13 protein-coding genes are annotated in these 20,881 nt (G+C 66.7%); 6 read left to right on the top strand and 7 right to left on the bottom strand.

Translation table 11 applies throughout. The features are described from left to right. Nucleotides 1-6: 6 nt before the first annotated feature. Nucleotides 7-1,563 carry an EAL domain-containing protein gene (locus J2T47_RS19440; protein ID WP_253450321.1) on the bottom strand — a complete coding sequence of 519 codons (1,557 nt, stop codon included), beginning with the start codon at nt 1,561-1,563 and terminating at the stop codon, nt 7-9. A gap of 49 nt (nt 1,564-1,612) precedes the next feature. Beyond that, entirely contained in the window at nt 1,613-4,603 is a 2,991-nt protein-coding gene (locus tag J2T47_RS19435; protein ID WP_253450318.1) for an autotransporter outer membrane beta-barrel domain-containing protein, read from the bottom strand. 149 nt (nt 4,604-4,752) lie between these two features. Between J2T47_RS19435 and J2T47_RS19430 the strand changes: the two genes are divergently transcribed. Together J2T47_RS19430 and J2T47_RS19425 are read left to right on the top strand one after the other, a co-directional pair. Further along, complete coding sequence (locus J2T47_RS19430; protein WP_253450315.1) at nt 4,753-6,489, top strand: response regulator; 1,737 nt, start codon at nt 4,753-4,755, stop codon at nt 6,487-6,489. A 198-nt stretch (nt 6,490-6,687) separates the two neighbouring features. Further along, nucleotides 6,688-8,049, top strand: coding sequence for an MFS transporter (locus J2T47_RS19425; RefSeq protein ID WP_045217956.1), 1,362 nt, complete (start codon nt 6,688-6,690; stop codon nt 8,047-8,049). A gap of 242 nt (nt 8,050-8,291) precedes the next feature. Here the strand turns inward: J2T47_RS19425 and J2T47_RS19420 are convergent, their stop codons facing one another. Beyond that, complete coding sequence (locus J2T47_RS19420; RefSeq protein ID WP_253450312.1) at nt 8,292-9,332, bottom strand: ABC transporter substrate-binding protein; 1,041 nt, start codon at nt 9,330-9,332, stop codon at nt 8,292-8,294. A gap of 263 nt (nt 9,333-9,595) precedes the next feature. Between J2T47_RS19420 and J2T47_RS19415 the strand changes: the two genes are divergently transcribed. After that, on the top strand, nt 9,596-11,071 hold the full coding sequence (locus J2T47_RS19415) for a PucR family transcriptional regulator (protein ID WP_253450310.1): 1,476 nt from the start codon (nt 9,596-9,598) through the stop codon (nt 11,069-11,071). Here J2T47_RS19415 and J2T47_RS19410 read toward each other — a convergent pair. The 4 genes from J2T47_RS19410 to J2T47_RS19395 all read right to left on the bottom strand — a co-directional run bounded on the left by J2T47_RS19410 (nt 11,061) and on the right by J2T47_RS19395 (nt 15,967). Continuing rightward, a complete protein-coding gene (locus tag J2T47_RS19410) occupies nt 11,061-11,405 on the bottom strand; it encodes a cupin domain-containing protein (RefSeq protein WP_253450308.1) in 345 nt (114 codons plus the stop codon). The two genes, J2T47_RS19415 and J2T47_RS19410, sit on opposite strands and share 11 nt — an antisense overlap. 11 nt (nt 11,406-11,416) lie before the next feature. Further along, nucleotides 11,417-12,802, bottom strand: a complete 1,386-nt coding sequence (locus tag J2T47_RS19405; RefSeq protein WP_253450306.1) for an NAD(P)/FAD-dependent oxidoreductase — start codon at nt 12,800-12,802, stop codon at nt 11,417-11,419. A gap of 408 nt (nt 12,803-13,210) precedes the next feature. Further along, nucleotides 13,211-13,834, bottom strand: a complete 624-nt coding sequence (locus tag J2T47_RS19400) for a hypothetical protein (RefSeq protein ID WP_253450304.1) — start codon at nt 13,832-13,834, stop codon at nt 13,211-13,213. A gap of 135 nt (nt 13,835-13,969) precedes the next feature. Beyond that, the gene (locus J2T47_RS19395) at nt 13,970-15,967 is read right to left on the bottom strand and encodes a TonB-dependent receptor family protein (protein ID WP_253450405.1); all 1,998 of its coding nucleotides are present in this window, start codon (nt 15,965-15,967) and stop codon (nt 13,970-13,972) included. Between the two features lie 339 nt (nt 15,968-16,306). On the opposite strand from J2T47_RS19395, the gene J2T47_RS19390 reads away from it, so the two are divergent. The 3 genes from J2T47_RS19390 (at nt 16,307) to J2T47_RS19380 (ending at nt 20,587) form a co-directional block, all read left to right on the top strand. Further along, a complete protein-coding gene (locus tag J2T47_RS19390; RefSeq protein WP_253450302.1) occupies nt 16,307-18,733 on the top strand; it encodes a glucose/quinate/shikimate family membrane-bound PQQ-dependent dehydrogenase in 2,427 nt (808 codons plus the stop codon). A gap of 107 nt (nt 18,734-18,840) precedes the next feature. Then, nucleotides 18,841-20,106, top strand: a complete 1,266-nt coding sequence (locus J2T47_RS19385) for a carbohydrate porin (RefSeq protein WP_253450301.1) — start codon at nt 18,841-18,843, stop codon at nt 20,104-20,106. A gap of 148 nt (nt 20,107-20,254) precedes the next feature. Further along, nucleotides 20,255-20,587, top strand: a complete 333-nt coding sequence (locus tag J2T47_RS19380; RefSeq protein ID WP_253450299.1) for a DUF1508 domain-containing protein — start codon at nt 20,255-20,257, stop codon at nt 20,585-20,587. The last annotated feature ends 294 nt before the right edge of the window (nt 20,588-20,881 follow it).

Genomic DNA, 20,881 nt, shown 5'->3' with positions numbered 1-20,881 from the left:
TGGAAATCATGAGGCCACCAGCCAGGTCTGGCCGGCGAGGTAGGCGAGGAATTCGTTCAGTGGCATTGCCTTGCCGAACAGCCAGCCCTGGCCGTACTGCACACCGCGCTGGCGCAGGTACTGCAGTTGCTCGTCGGTCTCGACGCCTTCGGCTACCATCCGCAGCGCCAGCTGGCGGGCCATGGCGATGGTGTGGTCGGTCACCGGGCAAGGTGCGCCGGCCGACAGCGACTGGACGAAGGAGCGGTCGATCTTCAGCAGGTCCAGCGGCAGGCGCCGCAGGTATTGCAGGCTGGAGTAACCGGTGCCGAAGTCGTCCAGGGCGATCGGGTGGCCCGCTTCGCGGCTTTGCGCCAGTGTCCGGTGCGCCGCGTCGATACTCAACAGGCAGCTTTCGGTCACTTCCAGCCAGATGCTGCCGGGGTCGATGCCTGCCTGCTGCCGTGCCTGGAGCAGATGCGGCAGGAAGTTCCCGCTCGCCACGTCGAGCGCCGAGAGGTTGATCGACACGTGCTGCAACTGACCCGAGGCGAGGCTGGTGCCCAGCTCGCGGCAGACCGTCGAAATGACCTGCGCGGTGATCGACTCGACCAGCCCACTGGATTCGGCCAGGGGCAGGAAGCTCTCGGGCAGGTTCACCGAGCCGTCCGCGCGGCGCCAGCGCACCAGGGCTTCGGCGCCGATGCAGCGGCCGTCGCGCAGGTCGAGGATGGGTTGGTAGAAGGCGGTGAACTCGTCCTTTGCCACCGCCCGTGTCAGCACTGCCAGAGGCGACAGGTAGGCCCGCACGCGGCGCGCGACCACCCAGCACCACAGGCCGGAAAGCAACAGGGCCAGCGGCATGAGCATGAGCAGTTCGCGCCACAGATCACGGACCAGGTTGTCGCGGCTGACCGCAGCCACCGTCTGCCAGTTGCCGTGGTTGATCCGCGTATAGAGGTAGCCGTCCCGCAGCGCGGTGTGCGGCTCGCCATGGATGCGCGTGAGTACTTGGGCGAAACCCGCGGCCGGCTTGCCCAGCCACTGTCCGGTGGGCGTGCCCAGGGCCAGGCTGACGCCGGGCGCCAGCGAGGTCTCGAGGAAATGCTCGGGGTCGATCAGCAGGTTGAAGGCCGCGTCCTGCAGCGACAGCATCGGCTTGGCTGGCGCCACGAAGGGCGGCACGTTGACCGCCACGTCCAGCCCCTCGCGGGTGCGGAACTCCGCCGGCCAGCGCTGCGCGCCACTGTCGGCCAGCCCCCAGGAGCTGCAGACGAACACCTCCTCCTCGACGTAGCCCACCGCCTTCACCGCCAGGGTGTCGATGGCGATCAGACGCATCTGTTCGATGCCTTCCACGGAGCACGCCGGCAGCGGCGAACGATTCAGTTCGCGCAGCGCCGTGGCGGCCTGGGCGAAGGTATCGTCGGCTCGCTGCGAAGCCAGCCGGGCCAGGGTTTCCAGGCGTTCGGCGGTGTGTTGCATGACCAGACGCCAGGCCAGGTAACTGGTGCCGGCCAGTACCAGGGCAACACCCAGCAGGCTGGCGGCGATGCCGGCCCTGAGAATGCGCGCGCGACTCATGATGAGCCTCCAGAGGGCGCACGGCGTGCGCCCGAGCGGGGATGGTCGGTTACCAGAGGTAGCGGTAGCCGAGGGTCAGCGACAGCGGCTGTTCGATCTCGTGGCCGTTGGCGTAGTGGGCCTCGACCATCAGTTTCTGGTGCGCGCTGACCAGCAGCGAAGCGCCGGCGCCCAGTTCGGCGCGCGAGCCGGGAAGCTGGTTGTCCAGCGCGTGGCCGTTGACCTTCACCGTGCTGTCCCCGGCCAGCTCGTCGATCCACGAGGCGCTGAGGTAACCCTCCACCTGCGTGCCGGATTCCAGCTGCCAGTTGCGCCCGAAGCGGCCGCCAGCTCGCGCCTGCACGGAGTCCACGGCGTCGCCGTCGACCTTCAGCTCGTCGCTGCTGGTGTACTGCGGGCCTTGCAGATGGGCCGCGGCCAGCTGCACCTGCGGTTCGACGAACCAGCCCTGGCCCAGTGGCAGGGTACGGCCCAGTTCGACACTGGCGCCGTAGGCATCGGAGTCATAGTGACCGCGCACCTGGCCGCCGACATTGGTCGGCACCTTCACTTCGCCGCGCAGGTGGTCGTACTTGAGTACCGAGTCCAGGTACCAGCCGTCTTCGCGTACGTAGGTGGCGTAGAGGCCGACGCTGCGGCTGTCGAGATCGCCGGAGCTGTGTTCGCCGAAGTCCTGGTCGGCATGGCCGACACCGAGCATGCCGCCGACATAGAGGGTGCCCTGGCTCTGTTCGATGGCGCGATCAGCGCCGATCTCGGCACCGCTCACGCGCTGGTCGAAAGCGCGGCTGTCGCCAGTATCGACATTCAGCTTGCCGCCCATGGCGCGGGTCCAGAGGCCGCCCTGGTCATGGCCCTGGCGCAGCTCGCCGAGCCGGCGCGTCAGGGTGCCCAGCTCGCTCTGCCAGAGGTTGGCGGCGGCGGTCTGCATGCCCAGTGCGGCGTTGGCCCCCTTGGACAGGCGCTGCGCCTGGCCGGCCGGACGCGATGCCGGGGTCAGTGTACTCATCGCCATGGACGGGGCACCGGTGGCGACTGTGGGTTGAGTCGCCGGCGTGAGTGCCGCCATCGGCAGCGTATCGACCTTGGGCTGCGGGACGAGTTGCGGATGCATCGACGGATTCAGCGGCGTCATGGGCACGCTGCTGCCGTTGGGCTGGGGCACCTTCTGCGGAGGGATCGAAGGGTTGAGCGAAGTCATCGGGATGCTGCTGCCATTGGGCTGCGGGACGAGTTGCGGACGCATCGACGGATTCAGCGGCGTCATGGGTACGCTGCTGCCATTGGGTTGCGGCACCTTCTGCGGAGGGATCGAAGGGTTGAGCGAGGTCATCGGGATGCTGCTGCCATTGGGCTGCGGAACCAATTGCGGGCGCAGTGAAGGGTTCAGTGCCGTCATCGGCGCGACCTGGCCGGCCTGCACCAGGTACCAGTCGTTGCCCTGCTGCTGCAGCCCATAGCGGAAGGCGCCGGCATCGACATGACCGCCCTGCAGGCTGAACTGCCCGGCGCCGCCACCGGTACCGACCAGTTTCAGCGGGGCGCCCTGGGCGTCCCGGCCGCTGTCGGCCACCAGCAGTTCGTGGCTGCCCTGGGCCTGCCCCAGTACCTGCAGCAGGTCACCCCGGGAGGTGGACAGGTCGGTTTTCATGCGGAAGCGGCCATTGCCGGTGAGGTCGCCGTTGACCGTCAGCACCTGGTAGCCCGGGCCGCTGAAGAACACCGTGGAATCGCGCAGCTTCAGATTGCCCAGGGATGGGTTGCCGGCAAACTCCCAGGTACTGGTGCCCAGGTCCATGTCCAGCCGGCCACGGGACGGAGCCAGCAGTTGCGTATTGCCATGCAGGGTGCTGCCGTTCGCGAGCAGGTCGAACTGGCCGTTGTCCTCGACGCTGGCCAGGGTCGAGGCCTCGACGGTCGAACCCTGCAGAGTGGCATTCAACACGCTGTCCGGACGAACCAGGAAGGCACTGCCGGCGAACGCATGCAGCTGCGCGCCCTGGCCATCGACCAGGCCCTGGCTGCCGCTGGTGGTCTCGATCAGGGCCTGCTGGCCGGTGAGCGCCGAGCCGGTCAGTTCCAGCTGGCCGATACCCTGCCCTCCGGAGAACAGCACGGTACTGCCATCGACGTTGGCGGCCTGGCTGTCCTGCAGGCCGATGCGGCTGTCGCCGCTGATCTCCAGCGCGGGGGACTGGGCTCCGGCGCTCAGCAACTGGGTGTCTTGCAGCTCGATCTGGCTGGACCGGCCGGCCCAGGCGGCGGCGGACTGGCGCCCCTGGGTGAACACCGAGCCGTCGCTCATGGCGATGGCCGACCCTTCCCGGGCGTTCAGCGCAGAGGCATAGTCACCCTGCGTATTCACCGTACTGCCCTGGCCCAGCAGCACCTGGCTGCCGTTGTTCGCGGAAACACCGTAGCTGGAGCTGCCCTCGGTGAGAATCCGTGTGCCGAGCAGTTCCAGCGGGCCGCTGGCGCTCAGGCCGATGCCGGCGCTCTCGGCCTTGTGCGTGTGGATCTGCGAGTGGCTGACCCGGCCGGGCAGCGTGTCGCTTTCCACGAGGATGCCGGTGCTGCTGGTCTCGAAGGTCTCGATGTACGAACGCTCGACTTGCAGCGCCGACGGCCCCGTCATCCGGATACCGAAGCTCTGGATGCCCCGCGTCACCAGATTCGAATCACCCAGTTGCAGGGAGCTGCCGAGCAGGCTGATAGCCGGGCTGCTGCCGCCGAGCGTCTGCGCATCCAGCGCCGTCGCGGTCAGCTGTGCGCCGCCAAGACCCTGCAGCGCCCCGCCGCCACCGGCATTGCGCAGCAGCACAGCGCGCAGGGAGAAGTCCGTGCCCTGCACGTTGATGGCCGGGCCGTTGCCGCCGATATCGACGCTCGACTGCACCAGCGCGTGGGGTTGCGCGCTGCCGGCGGTGAAAGCCTGCGGGGTATTGAAGTCCACGGCCAGCGCCGGGGCGGCGATGAGCATGGCGATGATCAGCGCCAGCGGCGTGTGGGAAAGGTTGGGACTGCGTGTGAGGGGTTCCATGGCGAGTCACCTTGAGGGGAAGCGGTTGAGCCCATTCTTGGCGTGCCCGCTCAAAGTGAGGATGCGAAAACCAGTCACGATTTGTAGGAAAATGATTACACGAGTACGAACACCATGCCCTAGAGTGAAGGGCAACCCAGGGGGAACAGATGGCGCGGATACTGATCGCGGACGAACACCCGATGACCCGCTACGCGGTGCGCATGCTGCTGCAGGCGGAGCGCCACACGGTGGTCGGCGAGGCCTGCAACGGTCTCGAAGCACTGAGCCTGACCACCCGGCTGGCGCCGGACCTGCTGATCATCGACATCGACCTGTCGCAGCTCACCGGCCTGGATGTCATCTCGCGCCTGCGCAGCCGCGGCCTGACGCTGCCGATCCTGGGCTACAGCACCCAGGACTCGGAGCACTACGTCGGCCGTTTCCTGCAGGTGGGCGCCTCGGGCTTCGTCAGCAAGCACCAGGACATCGATCGGCTCAAGGAAGCCCTCGCGGTGGTCCTGCGCGGACACAGCTATTTCCCCGCCGAAACCCTCGGCAGCGTGCACCGCGCCAGCCTGCACGAGAACGACGCCGAGCGCGTCGCTTCGCTGTCCAACCGCGAACTCAGCGTGCTCAGCCTGCTCGCCAGCGGCTACAGCAACCAGGAGATCGCCCACGAGCTGACCATCAGCGAAAAATCCGTCAGCACCTACCGCGCACGCATGCGCAGCAAGCTCAACCTCTCCAGCATGCTCGAGCTGATCGACTTCGCCCGCCGCAATCATCTCGCGGCACCGGCAAGCCATACCCATGACGCGGGCGCCGACGGCGGTGAGGCCCCCCTGTGGCGCTCCATGGTGGAAAGTCTGCCGGCGGCCTTTTATGTGCGGGATACCGAAGCGCGCCTGGTATACGCCAACCCGGCCCACCTGGAGCTGTACCAGGCGGACCTGGACGACGTGCTCGGCACCCGCACCACCGAGGTGGACTGGTACCAGCCGACCGATGCCCGCAACATGTTGCGTTTCCTGCAGCGCGCCCTCAGCGAAGAGCAATCCTTCAGCAAGGACATCGAGCTCTCGGTCCACGGCGAACGCCGCGTGCTGCACCACTGGGGCACGCCCTACCGCGACGGCGACGGCAATCTGCTCGGAATGATCTGCTGCAGCACCGACATCACCGAGCGCTACGATCAACTCAACGAGCTGCGCAGCCGGGCCGAGGCCAGCGAACTGGCGCACCAGCAACTGACCGACCTGTTCACCAGCGCGACGACCCATCTCAACGAACGTATCGAGGCGCTTGCCGGCACCCTGGCGCAGCCCAACGCCACGGATCTCGACCAGGCCCTGGCGATCCTCGAGGAGCTGCGGGTGCACGGCGGCTCGCTCAAACGTGCGCTCATCGCCCAGGACGAAGTCCCCCTGCTACCGGCGCGGCTGGACGAGCTCGCCGCCGAAGTCCTCGACGTGCTCCACGCCCAAGCCGACCAGAAGCAGTTGCCGCTGAAACTGGAGACCGACAGCCGCTCGAGGAAAGAACTGCTGGTGGACGCCAAGTCCCTGCGCGAAGCCCTACGGCACCTGGGCCTTTACGTGATCGACCTGACCGACGACGGCAGCGTCCAGCTGCGCATCGCCGCCAGCCCGAAGCAACAGCAGATGGGCGTACGCATCACCCTCGAAGGCATTCCGGGCAGCAAGCGCCGCGAACTGCGCGCCTACTCCCTTTCCGAACTGACCCGCGACTATCCCGCGCGCAACCCGTCCCGCAACAGCCTGAGCCTGAATATCGCCCAGCACCTGATCAACAGCATCGGCGGCGAGTTGCAGGTTTCCCACCTGCCGGGGCAAGGCTGCTGCGCAACCGTCCACCTGCTGCTGCAACAGGCCAGCACGCGCTGAGCCCCACAGCGGCGCCGCTCATACGATCGTACAGGCGCCATCGCCGCACTTCTTACCTTGGGTGAATTGTCCGCCCGAGCCTCCCCCTGCACCCTCTCCCTCCCCTTGCCGGCCCCTGAAAACGGGCTCCTGCCGCCCGCTGCCGGCCCCGGAAAGCTGCCTGCCCGGCCACTTACAAATTCAACAAAGGTTGTACCCATGAGCGTGTTTGATGTCATTGAACATTCCCCGGTATCGAAATTTCACCGGAAATTGCTGCTGGCCTGCTGCGGCGGCCCCTTCCTCGATGGCTACATCCTCAGCCTGATCGGCATCGCGCTGATCGGCTTCGGCCAGGACATCGCCGCCACCTCGGTGGAAACCGGCCTGATCGGCGCGGCCTCGCTGCTGGGCATTTTCTTCGGCGCCACGGTGTTCGGCGCCATCACCGACCGCATCGGCCGGGAAACCATGTACGCCCTGGACCTCACCGTGCTGGTGATCGCCTGCGGCCTGTCGGCGTTCGTCACCGAGGCCTGGCAACTGATCGTGCTGCGCTTCGTCATCGGCCTCGCCGTGGGTGCGGACTACCCCATCGCCACCTCGCTGCTCACCGAGTTCACCCCGTCCAAGCGCCGCGGCTTCATGATCGGCGTGTCGGGGCTGGCCTGGTCCTGCGGCGCCATGACCGCGTTCATCGTCGGCTACCTCATGGTCTCCTGGACCGGTGATCACTCGCTGTGGCGCTGGATGCTGTTCAGCGGCGCGGTGGTGGGCATCATCGTCGTGCTGATCCGCCGCGGCATCCCGGAGTCGCCGCGCTGGCTGGCCAGCAAGGGGCGCATCGAGGAAGCGCAGAAAGTCATCAAGCTGGTCTACGACAAGGACGTGGTGATCACCCCCGCCGATGTCGCCGAGCTGAATGACGGCGGTCGCCATCGTTCGTGGAAAAGCGACCTGAAGATGATTTCCTCGGGCGGCTACCTCAAGCGCACCATCATGTGCGGCATGCTCTACTTCGCGCAGATCACCCCGCAATACGTGCTCTACACCTTCGGCAGCATGATCCTGCTGACCGCCGGCATCAAAGGCGAGAACTCCTCGACCCTGGGCGAGCTGATGATCGCCATCCTCTTCGCCATCGGCGTGATCCCGGCGCTGAAGCTGGTGGAAACCTGGGGCCGCCGTCCCATGGTGGTGGTGCCCTTCGCACTGATGGCGTTGCCGCTGCTGGCCCTGGGCCTGTGGGCAGACGCCCCGGCCTGGTTCATCGTCGGCGCCTTCGCCTTCTACGCCTTCGTCTCCGGCGGCCCGAGCATCCTGGAATGGATCTACCCCAACGAGCTGTTCCCCACCTCCGTACGCGCCACCGCTGTCGGTGTAGCCGTGGGCTTCAGCCGGATCGGCGCGGCGACCGGCACCTACCTGATGCCCATCGGCATCGAATCCATCGGCCTGCAGGCAACCCTGCTGATCGGTGCGGCAATTACCCTGCTGGCGTTCTTCATCTGCCTGGCGTGGGCGCCGGAAACCAAAGGGCGCTCGCTGCAGCAATCGGCATCGCTGAGCCTGGCGACCTGATCCGCTCCCGCGCTTGACCCGAAGCCCATCGGCATACCCGATGGGCTTTTTTGTGCCTGACGCGGAACCCCGTGCAGGGCTTATGGTACCGACGCACGACGGGGCCGCGGACTTCGTCCACGGTTCGCGGGCATGGCCCGCTCCTACCGGGACACCTCGCACGGTCCGCTGAACTGGCGCGCACAAAAAAAGGCCGCCCGAAGGCGGCCTGAAAGTGCGGCCTCGCCGCACACTGTGAAGCTTTACTGCTTGGCGGCCCAGGCGTTGAAGCGCTGTTCCAGCTGCTCGCCATGGTCGGCCCAGAAGGCGGCGTTCATCGCCACCTGCCCGGCCAGGTTGGCCTCGTCGGTCGGCATGTTGGTGCGGCGGGCAGCGTCCACCAGCGGGACGGCGGCGCGGTTCACCGGGCCGTAGGCGATCTGCTGCGCATAGTTCTTCTGCTGCTCGGTCTGCAGCACGTACTGGATGAAGCGCAGGCCTTCCTCGGTATGCTTCGCGCCCTTGGGAATGGCGAAGGCGTCCATGTCATAGATGCCGCCATTCCACACCACGCGCAGCTGGCTTTCGTCCTGTACGGCGGCGATCCGCCCGTTGTAGGCGGAACTCATCACCACATCACCGGAAGCCAGGTACTGCGGCGGCTGTGCGCCGGCTTCCCACCACTGGATGCTCGGCTTGATCTGGTCGAGCTTCCTGAAGGCGCGGTCCTGGCCTTCCTTCGTCCCGAGCACGGCGTAGACATCCTTCGGCGCCACGCCGTCGGCCATCAGGGCGAACTCCAGGGTGTACATCGCGCCCTTGCGCAGGCCGCGCTTGCCGGGGAATTTCTGCGTGTCCCAGAAATCCGCCCAGCCGGTCGGCGCGCTCTTGAGCTTGTCGGCGTTGTAGGCCAGCACCGTGGACCAGACGAAGAAGCCCACACCGCACGGCTGTACCGCGCCTTCCAGCAGATCCGGGGCGAGTTTGGCAATGCCCGGCTGCTCGCCGATTTCCTGCAGCAGGCCTTCGTCGCAGGCCCGCGCCAGTTCCGGCATTTCCATCTCCACCACGTCCCAGGAGACGCTGCCGGTGTCCACCTGCACCTTGACCTTGGCCATCTCGCCATTGAACTCGTCGGCGATCAGGCGGCTGCCGCTCTGCTGCATGTAGGGTTGGTAGAAGGCCTTGACCTGGGCAGCCTTGTTGGCGCCGCCATGGGATACCACGGTGAGGTCGGCGAAAGCAGGGAAAGTCGCCGCGCAACCCAGGGCGCAGGCGATGGAGGAACTCAGGATCTTGTTCATTGTTATGGTCTCCGGTGAGTAGACGGCCCGCCTCACGGCAGGCGGCGCCATCCGCGGCCTCCAAGGGCTCGCATGGCGCACTGCCAGCTAGTCTTGGGGCCGCCGCCAGGCTCCACAATCAGACGGAACTACAATTCGGAAGGCCCCGCTCGTATCCCGGTACGAAGCCCGCATGGCTCGCCCAAGCCAGACGCGACAAGGCCTCGCGCTTGGTGGCATGCTTGCCGGCCCGATCGATCGCCACTCCTGCCCGCGGACCCGCCATGCCTTTCCATATTCAGGACATCCTCGACAACGCCTCCCTGCGCACCCGCCTGCTCGGCGGCAGCGAAGGCGTCGGCCGGCGCCTGCGCTGGGCGCACGTGTGCGAGCTGGCGGACCCGACCCAGTGGCTGGGCGAAGGCGACCTGCTGATGACCACCGGCATCGGTATTCCCAGCGAGGCCCAGGCGCAGCGGGATTACCTGCAACGCCTGGCCGGGGCACGCATCTCCGGGCTGATGATCGGCGAGAACATGCAGGCCCCGGCGGATATCCAGGCCCTGCGGGACGAAGCCTGCCAGCTGGGTTTCCCGCTGCTGATGACCGATTACGCGGTGCCCTTCTCCGCCGTCACCCGCGCCATCGTCGATGCCAGCAAGCAGGAAGAGCACGAGCGCCGCAGCGCCGTCACGCGCGTCTATGAAAGCGCCCGCATCGGCCTGCGCGGTCTCGGCCTCGCCGGCCTGTTGCGCCGGCTGTGCAGCGACGTGCGCGCGCAGCTGTTCCTGTTCGATTCAGCCGCCCTGCAACCCTGGCAGGAAGGCCTGCCGCCACTGCCCGACAGCTGGCGGGCGAGCCTTGCCCTGCGCCGCTCGGTGCCGGACACCGTGACCCGCTGCAGCAATGGCGAGCAGGAAGCGCTGGTGATGCCGCTGCCGTCGCTGACGACCTGCGAGATCCTCGCCACCGGAGGCGAGCTGCTCGACTACGGCCTGCTGCATCACGTCGTGGCGGTACTGGGGATCGAGCTGGAGCGCGCCCAGGTCGAGCATGAGCGCATGCTGCGGCTCGGTTCGGAACTGCTGGACGATCTGCTGCAGCAACGCCTCACCGAGCGCGCCGCGCAGGAGCGCCTGGCGCAGCTGAACTGCCCGGTGGATGGCGCCTGCCTGGTGCTGGCGCGCGCCTCCGGTGAGCTGCCAAGGCACTGGCAGCAACGTCTTCAGCGATTGGGAATGGGCCTGTTGGTGCGCCACCAGGGCAACGAGTTGATCCTGCTGCTGAGCGATCCGGCACAGGCAGAAACGCTACAGGCGGAGCTGGACTGCACCCTCGGCCATAGCAACCCGCTGGGCCATGCGCTGCGGGCGGTGGAAGCGCTGCGCGAGGCACGCCTGGCGCTGGCCCATGCCAACCGTCAGCGGCCGCTGGTGGCCTATGCCGATGCCCAGGGCGAGCAGTCCTGGCTGCCGGCCAGCCTGGAAGAAGCGCGGCGCGTACATCGCCGGGTGCTCGGTGCGCTGGCGGATTACGACGCGCAACAGGGTGGCCAGCTGCAGCACACCCTGCGCGTCTTCCTCGAGCAGAACCGTTCCTGGCAGAAGGCCGCGCAATTGCTCAACGTGCACAAGCAGACGCTGGTCTACCGCATCCGCCGTATTGAGGAAATCACCGAGCGCTCGCTGGACTGCACCGAGGACGTGGCCGTCCTCTGGATCGCGCTGCGCTCGGCTGACATTGCCGGGATCAGGGAATGATCACGAAGCTCTTGCGCACCGTCTCGCGGATATCCCAGGTGCCCTGACAGTTCGCCGGGAACAGCACGGCGTCGCCGGCGCGCAGTTCGATCGGCTCGCCGTCGTCCGGGATGAACAGGCAGTGGCCGCTGATGAAGTGGCTGAATTCCCGCGACAGCACCTGGCGCCGCCAGCGGCCGGGCGTGCATTCCCAGACGCCGGTGAGCAGACCGTCCTCGCCTTCCTCGGCGTGGCTCGCGCTGCGGGAGACCGGAGTACCCAGGGATTCCTTCACCGGCTGAAGCGCCGGCAGTTCGAGGCCGGCGGTGCCGGTGAGCAGGATGGGTTGGGGCATGGGATCTTCTCCTAGAGGTCCTTGTCTTCGAGCCCTGCCGGAGCGAAGCCGGCCAGGGTACGGTCGAGCCAGCCGCCCTTGCGGTTCTGCGCCTCGGCCTGCTCCTTGCGTTGCACCGCGCCGCGCACCATCAGGCCGCCGACGTAGCGCACCGGTTCGAGCGGGAAGCGTTTGGGTTGCCGGCCAACCAGGCCGCAGCGGCTCCATTCGTCATCGATACCCAGCGCCAGGCTGGCGAGGATGCGCCCGCCCAGGCGGCTCGGGCCGACGCCGTTGCCGCTCCAGCCGATGCCGTAGACGATGTGCGGCGCGCCCTCCAGGTGGCCGAACACCGGCAGGCTGTCGTAGGTGCGGTCGATGGGACCGGACCAGCTGTGGGTCACCGGCACGTCGCCCAGTTGCGGGTAGGTACGACGCAGGTCCTGCTCGGTGTCTTCGCTGAGCTGCGGGTTATGGTCGTAGCGCTCGTCGATGCGACTGGCGAAGCTGATCATCCCGGTGCCCTTGCCGAAGGCGATGCGGCCATCCTGCGTGGTGCGGTAGTAGTCGACCATCAGTTGCGAGTCGGTGATGGCTTCGCCGCCGGTCCAGCCGATCTGTTCCAGGCGCTCGGGGATCGGCGCGGTGGCGACCACGGTGCTGGTCACCGGCAGGATGGTGCGGCGCAGTTCGGGAATCGCCGCCGCCCAGGCGTTGGTCGCCATTACCACCTTCGGCGCGCGCAGTTCGCCGCCGGGGGTGCGGATCACTGCCGGCCGGCCGCGATCGAAGCTGAGCATCGGGGTGTTCTCGAAGATGCGCACGCCCTTCTCCAGCGCCACCCGGCGCAGGCCACGCACCAGGCGGGCCGGCTGCACGGTGGCGTTGCTGGCTTCGAGCACGCCTTCGAGATGCTTCGCAGAGCCGGCGCGGCTTGCCACTTCGCTGTCGGAGAGCGACTGGAACACCGGCTCGCCGAGGCGCTCGCAGGTCTGCTGCACGCCCTTCCAGGCCCCGCGTTGGGCGTCGGTGGTGGCAGTCCACAGCCAGCCGGCACGGCGGAAGTGCGCGTCGATGTCATGGGTCTTGCAGAAGTCTTCGATCTCACCGATGGCCGCCGCCGAGGCACGGGCCAGGCGCAGTGCCTCGTCCTTGCCGCACTGCGCGGCCAACGAACTGATCTTCGGCCACCAGGACATGACGAAGCCGCCGTTGCGCCCCGAAGCGCCGCCACCGCAGATGTCGCGCTCGATAATGGCGATACGGCAGTCAGGCTTGAGTTCGAGCAGGCGCAGCGCGGTCCAGAGGCCGACGAAGCCGCCGCCGACGATGGCCACGTCGACTTCGAGCGGGCCTTCCAGCGCGGGCAGCGGAGTGAGCTCGGAGGCGATTTCCTCCAGCCACAGGGAACGTTTCATGTGCGGATTCCAGGTTGGACGGTAGTGGCGCCACTGTCCTGCGTCAGGCCAGTGGCGAACAATCGTCCATTCCATGCAATCCGGGGGAAGGCCTCATACGAAGATATGAAGCCGAAGCCTTTGCAGGAACAACTCTCTTCTTCTGAAGATCAGTGCCTGGGGCTTCCCTCTCCCCCGCCCTGGCTGCGCGCCCCGCTCCGAAGGGAGAGGGAGCAGAGCGTGCCAGCTAACACCATGGTTTCATCCTGCACCGAACGGTCCCCTCTCCCTTCAGGGAGAGGGTTAGGGAGAGGGCTGGCCCTCGTGCAGGGCTCCCTGTAGAAGCGGATTCCGTCCGCGATCTCTTCAGGCCGCGCTAAGGCGAGGTGCCCGCGGCGTAGCAATCGCGGACGGGGTCCGCTCCTTCCCTCAGTTGCGGGTCTTCTTGGGGGCGAGTCCCGGCTTGGAGAACTTCACGATCAGCCAGTTATCGGACTTGCCGTGTTTCACCGTGACCTCGGCCACGCGGATGCTCGACGGCACCGTGGCCAGCACCTGGCGGGCGTCGAGGCCCGGCTTGATGTACTGGTCGAGCTGCTCGTAAAGGCGGTAGCTGATCATCCCGTTGCGCAGGGCATGGGTCTCGAAGTCACCGATGGCCTTGGCGTCGGCCTCGGTGCGGTTCGGGTTGAGGGTGTGCGCCAGGACGTCGACCACGCTCTTGTCGTCGGCGATGGCCACCAGCATGAAACGCTTGGCCACCTCCTGCAGCAGGCGCCGGTAGGCGGCGTCGCTGTATTCGCTGTACAGCACCGCTTCGACCAGTTTCTGCTTGTCGAAGGTCAGCGCCAGGCGGAAGCGCGTGCCGGCGTAGTCCACGCCATCCTTGCAGCGCGCGGTGACACCCATGGGCTGCAGGCACTCGACGAAGCCCTGCTGCTTGCCAAAGCCTTTCTGCGCCGCGCCGTAGTTGTACTTGCCGAACAGCGGGTCAGCCGCCGACGCCATGCCCGCCACGCACATCAACAGTGCGCCCATTGCCCATCTGCCCATTACCAACTCGTCTCAAGGAAATGCAAAGGACGCGAGGATAGAGGATTCAGGGGCGTTATGGCGCCCCGCAGACGACAATCGGAACATTGCAGGAGCGGGCCGTGCCCGCGATCCGTCGGCAGAGCCGACGCCCACTCAATCGAAGCGGTACTCCAGCCCCGCCCCCGCATACCACGACCGCCCCGGCGCCGCCTCGTAGTAACGCCCGTTGCTGTCGCCGACTATCACCGAGCCGACGTACTGGCGATCCAGCAGGTTGTCCAGGCGCACCAGCTGGTGGAAGGTCCAGGGCCCGACGTGCTGCTCGAAGCGGGTGCGCCAGTTGAACACCGCGTAACTGGGCGCCGGTTTGTCCTCGTTGCTGTCCTCGACATACACCTTGCTGCGGTACTGGCCTTCGAAGCCCATGCTGATGCCGTCCTGCGGCTTCCACACCAGCTCGCCGAACAGGCTGCTGCCAGGCACGCCGGGAAGGTGATTGCCCTTCTCGATGGTGCTGCCGCTCTCGACGAAGTCCTCGTCGTAGGTGGCGTCCAGGCGGGTGTAGGCCAGGTTGGCCTGCCAGTGCTCGGAGAGGTCGCTCTGCACGCCCAGCTCGAAGCCCCGGCGCAGGGTCCTGCCAGCATTCTGGTAGCTGGTGCGGCCGTCGGTGGAGCTGGCGACGACGATCTCGTCATCGGTGCGAATCTCGAAGATCGCCGCGTTGACCCGCGTACTACCCGCGACCCTGGCCTTCAGGCCGATCTCGTACTGGGTGCTGGTGGCCGGGTCGAGGCCGAAGTTGAAGCTCTCGGCCAGGCCCGGCGCGTAGGCCATCTCGGCCTGGGTCGGGGTCTCGAAGCCCTTGCCGGCGCTGACGTAGCCGTGCAGCTCGGGGGTAAAGGCGTACATCAGCGAGAGCGACGGGTTGTTCTGCTGGTACTTCTTCGAGCCGCTGGAATCGCCGTTGGCCAGGTAGTGGTCATCCACTTCCATCTTCATCGTGCTGTGCCGCAGGCCGGCGTCGAAGGTCCAGTTGCCCAGCTCCCAGCGCGCCTGCACATAAGGGTCGAGGCTGGTGGCGATGTCGTTCTCGTTGCGCCGCAGCTCGCCCTTCACGCCCAGCTGGTCGCCGCTGAAGTTCTGGAAGCCCTTGCGGTCATCCTCGCTGCGGTCGTAGTCCACCCCGGTGGTGACGGTCAGCTCGCCCGGCACGCCGTGCACCGGCTGGATCCAGCGCAGGGTGCCGCCGTGGAATTCGCGGTCGAAATCCACCACGCCGCCACCGCGCTGGGCGTTGGAAACCACGCCCCGCGGGATCGACAGGTACTGCACTACGCTGCGCTGGCCGGCGTAGAGGTTGAACTGCAGTGTCGCGTCACCGAAGTAGCGCTCGTAGTTCATGCCCAACTGCTGGTGGTCGATGCTCTTGCGCGTGTTGTACAGCTCGGCAGCCGGCGCCACGGAGCGCGGGTCGTGCTTATAGGCATCCCAGGTCTGGCCCAGCGGGTCCTGCGTGTTGTTCTGCTCCAGGCTGCTGTAGATCAGCGCCAGGCGGCTGTCTTCGTCGGGCTTGAAATTGAGCTTGGCGAAGGTCTGGTCGCGGCGCGCAGCGCTGTGGTCACGGTAGCCATCGGTGTCCATGCGCGAAGCATCGAGCAGGAACCCGGCCTGGTCGGTGCCGCCCTCGGCATACAGGTGGTTCTTGTTGAAGCCGTCGCTGCCGAAGGTGGTTTCCGCGCCAACCTTGGGCGGGCCGTAGCCGTCGCGGGAGAACATCTGGATCACCCCGCCGCTGTTGCTGCCGTACAGCGTCGAGGCCGGGCCGCGCAGCACTTCGATGCGGTCGGCGACATCGAGGTTCAGCGTTGCCGCCTGGCCCTGGCCGTCCGGTGTGCTGGCGGGGATGCCGTCGCTGAGCAGCTTCAGCCCGCGAATGCCGAAGGCCGAGCGCGCGCCATAACCACGGGAGGATATCTGCAGATCCTGGGCGTAGTTCTGGCGGTTCTGCACCACCAGGCCGGGCACCCGCTGCAGCACTTCGGAGGCATTGACGCCGAGCTGGCCGTCGCTGAGCTGCGGCTGCTGCACGGTATCGATGGAGAACGGCAAATCGAAGCTCGACACCGGCGCATAGGCACCCGTCACCACCATGGGCGCGGCCAGCGCTTCCTCGGCGCTCTGCGAGTCAGCGGCGCGGGCCAGTTGGCCGTGGGCGACGCCGCAGATCAGCAGCGGCAGCAGTTTGAGTCGGGCGGGCACAGCGGAGCGGGAGACAGGCACGGCGGCTAGGATTCTTCTGTAGGACCGAGCAGCGATGCTGCCAGTCTCGGCAGCCTCTGCACAGAGGGTTGATCGGTCGGGATGTTGCGGAAAATGAGCGTGCGAGAGGCTATTTCATTCATCCGGTTTTTTAACTTCGACGTTTGTACTATCTAGTTAATTAGCTTGCTAAGAGTATAATCGGCGAATCCAACAGTGAGAACCTTCTGTATGAAACCGGTACAGCGCGCCTCCCGCGTGAGCACTTTCATCCTCCTCGGCCTGGGCGTGGTCATCGCCCTCCTCGGCCTCGCCCTGGCCGCCGGCGGCATCCGCCTGGTCAGCCTCGGCGGTTCCTGGTACTTCCTCATCGGCGGTCTGGCCATGGCCGTATCCGGCCTGCTGATCGCCCTTCGCAAGCCGGCCGGCGCCTGGCTGTTCGCCGCCTTCCTGGTGGCCACCGCGGTCTGGGCCGTGGCCGACACCGGCCTGGTGTTCTGGCCACTGTTCTCGCGCCTGTTCATGTTCAGCGCGATTGGCGTGGTCGTTGCGCTGGTCTACCCGCTGCTGGCGCGCCCCGCCGGCCGCGAAGCTGGTCGCGGTGCATACGGCATCGCCGGCGTGCTGGCAGTGCTGGTGGTGATCGCCGCCGGCAACATGTTCGTCGCCCACCCCAGCGTTGCGCCCACCGGCAAGGGTCCTGGCCTGACTCCCGTCGACCCGGCGCACGCACAGAAGGACTGGGCCCACTACGGCAACACCGAGGGCGGCAGCCGCTTCGCCGCGCTGGACCAGATCAACCGCGGCAACGTCGACCAGCTCAAGGTGGCCTGGACCTACCACACCGGCGACGTGGCGATCAGCGACGGCAACGGCGCGGAAGACCAGCTCACCCCGCTGCAGGTTGGCGACAAGGTGTTCATCTGCACCCCGCACAACAACCTGATCGCCCTCGACGCGGACACCGGCAAGGAACTCTGGAAGAACGAGATCAACGCCCAGTCCAAGGTCTGGCAGCGCTGCCGTGGCATGGCCTATTTCGATGCCACCCAACAGATCGCCCAGCCGACCCAGCCGAACAGCTCGCAGGTCATCGCCGCCAGCGTGCCGGCAGGTGCCAACTGCCAGCGTCGCCTGCTGACCAACACCATTGACGCGCGCCTGATCGCGGTGGACGCCGACACCGGCGAGTTCTGCCAGGGCTTCGGCAACAACGGCCAGGTGGATCTGAAGGCCGGCCTGGGTGACGTGCCCGATTCCTACTACCAGCTCTCCTCCGCCCCGCTGATGGCCGGTACCACCGTGGTGGTCGACGGCCGCGTCGCGGACAACGTTCAGACCGATATGCCCGGCGGCGTGATCCGCGGCTTCGACGTCATCACCGGAGCCATGCGCTGGGCCTTCGATCCGGGCAACCCGGAGGACAAGCAGGCCCCGGCGGACGGCAGGACCTACGTGCGCAGCACCCCCAACAGCTGGGCGCCGATGTCCTACGACCCGGCGATGAACACCGTCTTCCTGCCCATGGGCAGCTCCTCCACCGATATCTATGGCGTGGAACGCAGCAAGCTCGACCACACCTACGGCGCCTCGATCCTCGCCCTGGACGCCAGCACCGGCGCCGAGAAGTGGGTCTACCAGACCGTGCACAACGACCTCTGGGACTTCGACCTGCCGATGCAGCCGAGCCTGATCGACTTCACCCGGGACGACGGCAAGACCGTGCCGGCCGTGGTGATCGGCACCAAGGCCGGGCAGATCTACGTGCTCGACCGCGCCACCGGCCAGCCGCTCACCGAAGTGAAGGATGTACCGGTCAAGCCGAGCAACATTCCCAACGAGCCCTACTCGCCGACCCAGCCGAAATCCGTCGGCATGCCGCAGATCGGTGCGCAGACCCTCACCGAGTCGGACATGTGGGGCGCCACGCCCTATGACCAGTTGCTGTGCCGCATCGACTTCAAGAAGATGCGCTACGACGGCCTCTACACCGCACCGGGCACCGACCTGTCGCTGAGCTTCCCCGGCTCCCTGGGCGGCATGAACTGGGGCAGTCTCTCCACCGACCCGGTGCACGGTTTCATCTTCGTCAACGACATGCGCCTGGGCCTGTGGATCCAGATGATCCCCTCGGCCAACCAGGGCGCGGCGGCCGGCGGCGGCGAAGCGCTGAACACCGGCATGGGCGCCGTGCCGCTCAAGGGCACGCCCTACGCGGTGAACAAGAACCGCTTCCTCTCGGTGGCCGGCATCCCTTGCCAGGCGCCGCCGTTCGGCACCCTCACCGCCATCGACATGAAGACCCGCCAGGTGGCCTGGCAGGTTCCGGTGGGCACCGTGGAAGACACCGGCCCGCTGGGCATCCGCATGCACCTGCCGATCCCCATCGGCCTGCCGACCCTCGGCGGCACGCTGTCCACCCAGGGCGGCCTGGTGTTCATCGCCGGCACCCAGGACTTCTACCTGCGCGCCTACGACAGCGGCAACGGCGAGGAAATCTGGAAGGCCCGCCTGCCCGTCGGCAGCCAGGGCGGCCCGATGACCTATGTGTCGCCCAGGACCGGCAAGCAGTTCATCGTCATCACCGCCGGCGGCGCACGCCAGTCCACCGACCGCGGCGACTACGTGATGGCCTACGCCCTGCCCGACAAGCAGTGAGCCACCCCGCGTAACTCTCCCATCGCGCCCGCCTCGTGCGGGCGCCTCCTTCCGGCGCGGCACTACCACCGCGCCTTTTTTTATTCGCTTCAAGCTCAGGAAACCCCATGCGCACTTCCCTTCGCCTTACGCCCGGCCTGCTGCTGTGCGTCGCCTCGCTGCCTGCGCTGGCCGAAGAAGGCCTGCTCGAAAGAAACACCCTGACCGGCGACTGGGGCGGCCTGCGCCACCAGCTGGAACAGGATGGCGTCAGGTTCAGCGGCGACTACAGCGGCGAGACCGCCTACAACGCCCACGGCGGCCTGCACCGCTCGGCGCGCTACTCGCAGAACATCAAGCTGGGCGTGCAGTTCGACCTGTCGAAACTCTACGGCCTGGACAACGGCGGCAAGGTCCAGCTGACCATCAACGACCGTCGCGGCAACAGCGCCTCCGAGGACCTGGTGGGCAACCGCCTGCCGGTGCAGGAAAACTACGGCGGCCTCTACACCCGCCTGACCGAACTGAGCTACGAGCGCGACCTGAGCCAGGCCGTGAACCTCAAACTCGGCTACATGGCCATGGGCAACGATGTCGGCGGGCTGGACAGCGGCATCCTCTGCAACTTCATGAACGCCGGCTTCTGCGGCCACCCGCTGAACATGTCCGGCGGCAGCGGCTGGACCAACTACCCCAACGCGCATCTCGGTGCGCGGGTGAAATACAGCTTCGCGCCCGACTGGCAGCTGCGTATCGCCGCCTTCAACGTCGACCCGGAGAGCAACGGCAACTCCAGCCGCGCCTGGCACCTCACGCCCAAGCACACCACCGGCACCGTGGTGCCCATCGAGCTGGTCTACAAGCCACAGGGCGAGCTGCCCGGCGAGTACAAGCTGGGCTGGTATTACGACAGCTCCGACGTGCAGCGTATCGGCAGCGATAAGGAAGTCTCCGGCCGCAGCGGCCATTACCTGCTGGTGGACCAGGCCGTGTGGAACGACCCGGCTTCGAAAGGTCGCAGCCTGCACCTGTTCGGCCAGGCCTCGGCCGCGAGCAGCGCCGCCTCGCCGTTCACCAAGTGGTATGGCGCCGGCGTGGTGCTCTACAAGCCCTTCGACGGCCGTCCGAAAGATACCCTCGCCTTCGGCTACGGCCGCGCCGTACTGAACCCGCGCAGCCGCGAGGTGCAGGAAGACAACGCCGTTGCCAATGGCGAGACCTTCCCCAACCTGGACAGCGGCGAACAACTGATCGAACTGAGCTACGGCTACCAGGCCACACCCTGGCTGACCTTGCGCCCAGACCTGCAGTACGTCATCGAGCCCGGCGCCTTCTCCGGCCAGGACATCGACAACGCCCTGCTGCTCGGCCTGCAGGTCAAGGCGACGTTCTGAGACAGGCTGATTCTGAGACAAATTGATACAGTAACCCCATGATTAATAGGACTTTTCCTATGCAATTAGAACGCCTGTCCTCCTAAACTGGCCTGTCACCCTGTGGGACTACCCACAGGACGTTGACACCGGTTATATGGAGCTACACATGCCCGGCTGGTATGAAATCAAGGAACTCAGCAGCGGCAACCGTCGCGTTCTGCTCAAGAACTCTGCCCACGGTACTCTGCTGGAAACTCTGGCCTACCCCACACAGGAGGCAGCCGAGCAGGCGATCAACAGCCTCCGCAGCTCCTGTGCGGCCGTCGAGCGCTACAAGCGCCAGATGGCCCCCGGCGGCAAGAATTTCTTCGTGATCCGCGATAACACCGGTGCAGAACTGCTGACCAGCAAGCTGTACGACTCCGAGGCCGCACGCGAAGAGGCGATTGCAACGATTGCCCAGGCCGGCCTCAGCACCGAGCTGCGTCCGCACGCTTGAGTGAAGAGTGAATGAAAAAGCCCCGCGCCATGCGGGGCTTTTTTGTGGCCGCACGCCAGGCCCGCTCCTGCTGGTGAAACCCGGCGTTCAGTCCGCTCCGCGACTTTGCGCATTTCTGATATCGCCCCACCCCGCACCCTTCGTACCTTCTCCCTGCCCGCTGCACCTGACGGCGGGCGCGTGCACTCCCGCATAAAACAACAAGAAGGGCCGCCCCATGACTCCACGCACCCAACCCTCGGTACTCGCCGAACACCTCCCTTGCCCGCTGCGCTCCGGCGCTCGCGGCTGACT

It is taken from the genome of Pseudomonas nitroreducens, assembly GCF_024170165.1.
GTDB lineage: Bacteria > Pseudomonadota > Gammaproteobacteria > Pseudomonadales > Pseudomonadaceae > Pseudomonas > Pseudomonas nitroreducens_C.
Note: the sequence above shows the minus strand (reverse complement) of the source record. Positions and strands in the feature narration are given on the sequence as shown.

Bases quoted from the DNA above. Each gene is read 5' to 3' on its own strand.
- J2T47_RS19440 (WP_253450321.1), bottom strand. From the start codon at position 1,563: ATGAGTCGCGCGCGCATTCTCAGGGCCGGCATCGCCGCCAGCCTGCTG.
- J2T47_RS19435 (WP_253450318.1), bottom strand. From the start codon at position 4,603: ATGGAACCCCTCACACGCAGTCCCAACCTTTCCCACACGCCGCTGGCG.
- J2T47_RS19430 (WP_253450315.1), top strand. From the start codon at position 4,753: ATGGCGCGGATACTGATCGCGGACGAACACCCGATGACCCGCTACGCG.
- J2T47_RS19425 (WP_045217956.1), top strand. From the start codon at position 6,688: ATGAGCGTGTTTGATGTCATTGAACATTCCCCGGTATCGAAATTTCAC.
- J2T47_RS19420 (WP_253450312.1), bottom strand. From the start codon at position 9,332: ATGAACAAGATCCTGAGTTCCTCCATCGCCTGCGCCCTGGGTTGCGCG.
- J2T47_RS19415 (WP_253450310.1), top strand. From the start codon at position 9,596: ATGCCTTTCCATATTCAGGACATCCTCGACAACGCCTCCCTGCGCACC.
- J2T47_RS19410 (WP_253450308.1), bottom strand. From the start codon at position 11,405: ATGCCCCAACCCATCCTGCTCACCGGCACCGCCGGCCTCGAACTGCCG.
- J2T47_RS19405 (WP_253450306.1), bottom strand. From the start codon at position 12,802: ATGAAACGTTCCCTGTGGCTGGAGGAAATCGCCTCCGAGCTCACTCCG.
- J2T47_RS19400 (WP_253450304.1), bottom strand. From the start codon at position 13,834: ATGGGCAGATGGGCAATGGGCGCACTGTTGATGTGCGTGGCGGGCATG.
- J2T47_RS19395 (WP_253450405.1), bottom strand. From the start codon at position 15,967: ATGGTGGTGACGGGTGCCTATGCGCCGGTGTCGAGCTTCGATTTGCCG.
- J2T47_RS19390 (WP_253450302.1), top strand. From the start codon at position 16,307: ATGAAACCGGTACAGCGCGCCTCCCGCGTGAGCACTTTCATCCTCCTC.
- J2T47_RS19385 (WP_253450301.1), top strand. From the start codon at position 18,841: ATGCGCACTTCCCTTCGCCTTACGCCCGGCCTGCTGCTGTGCGTCGCC.
- J2T47_RS19380 (WP_253450299.1), top strand. From the start codon at position 20,255: ATGCCCGGCTGGTATGAAATCAAGGAACTCAGCAGCGGCAACCGTCGC.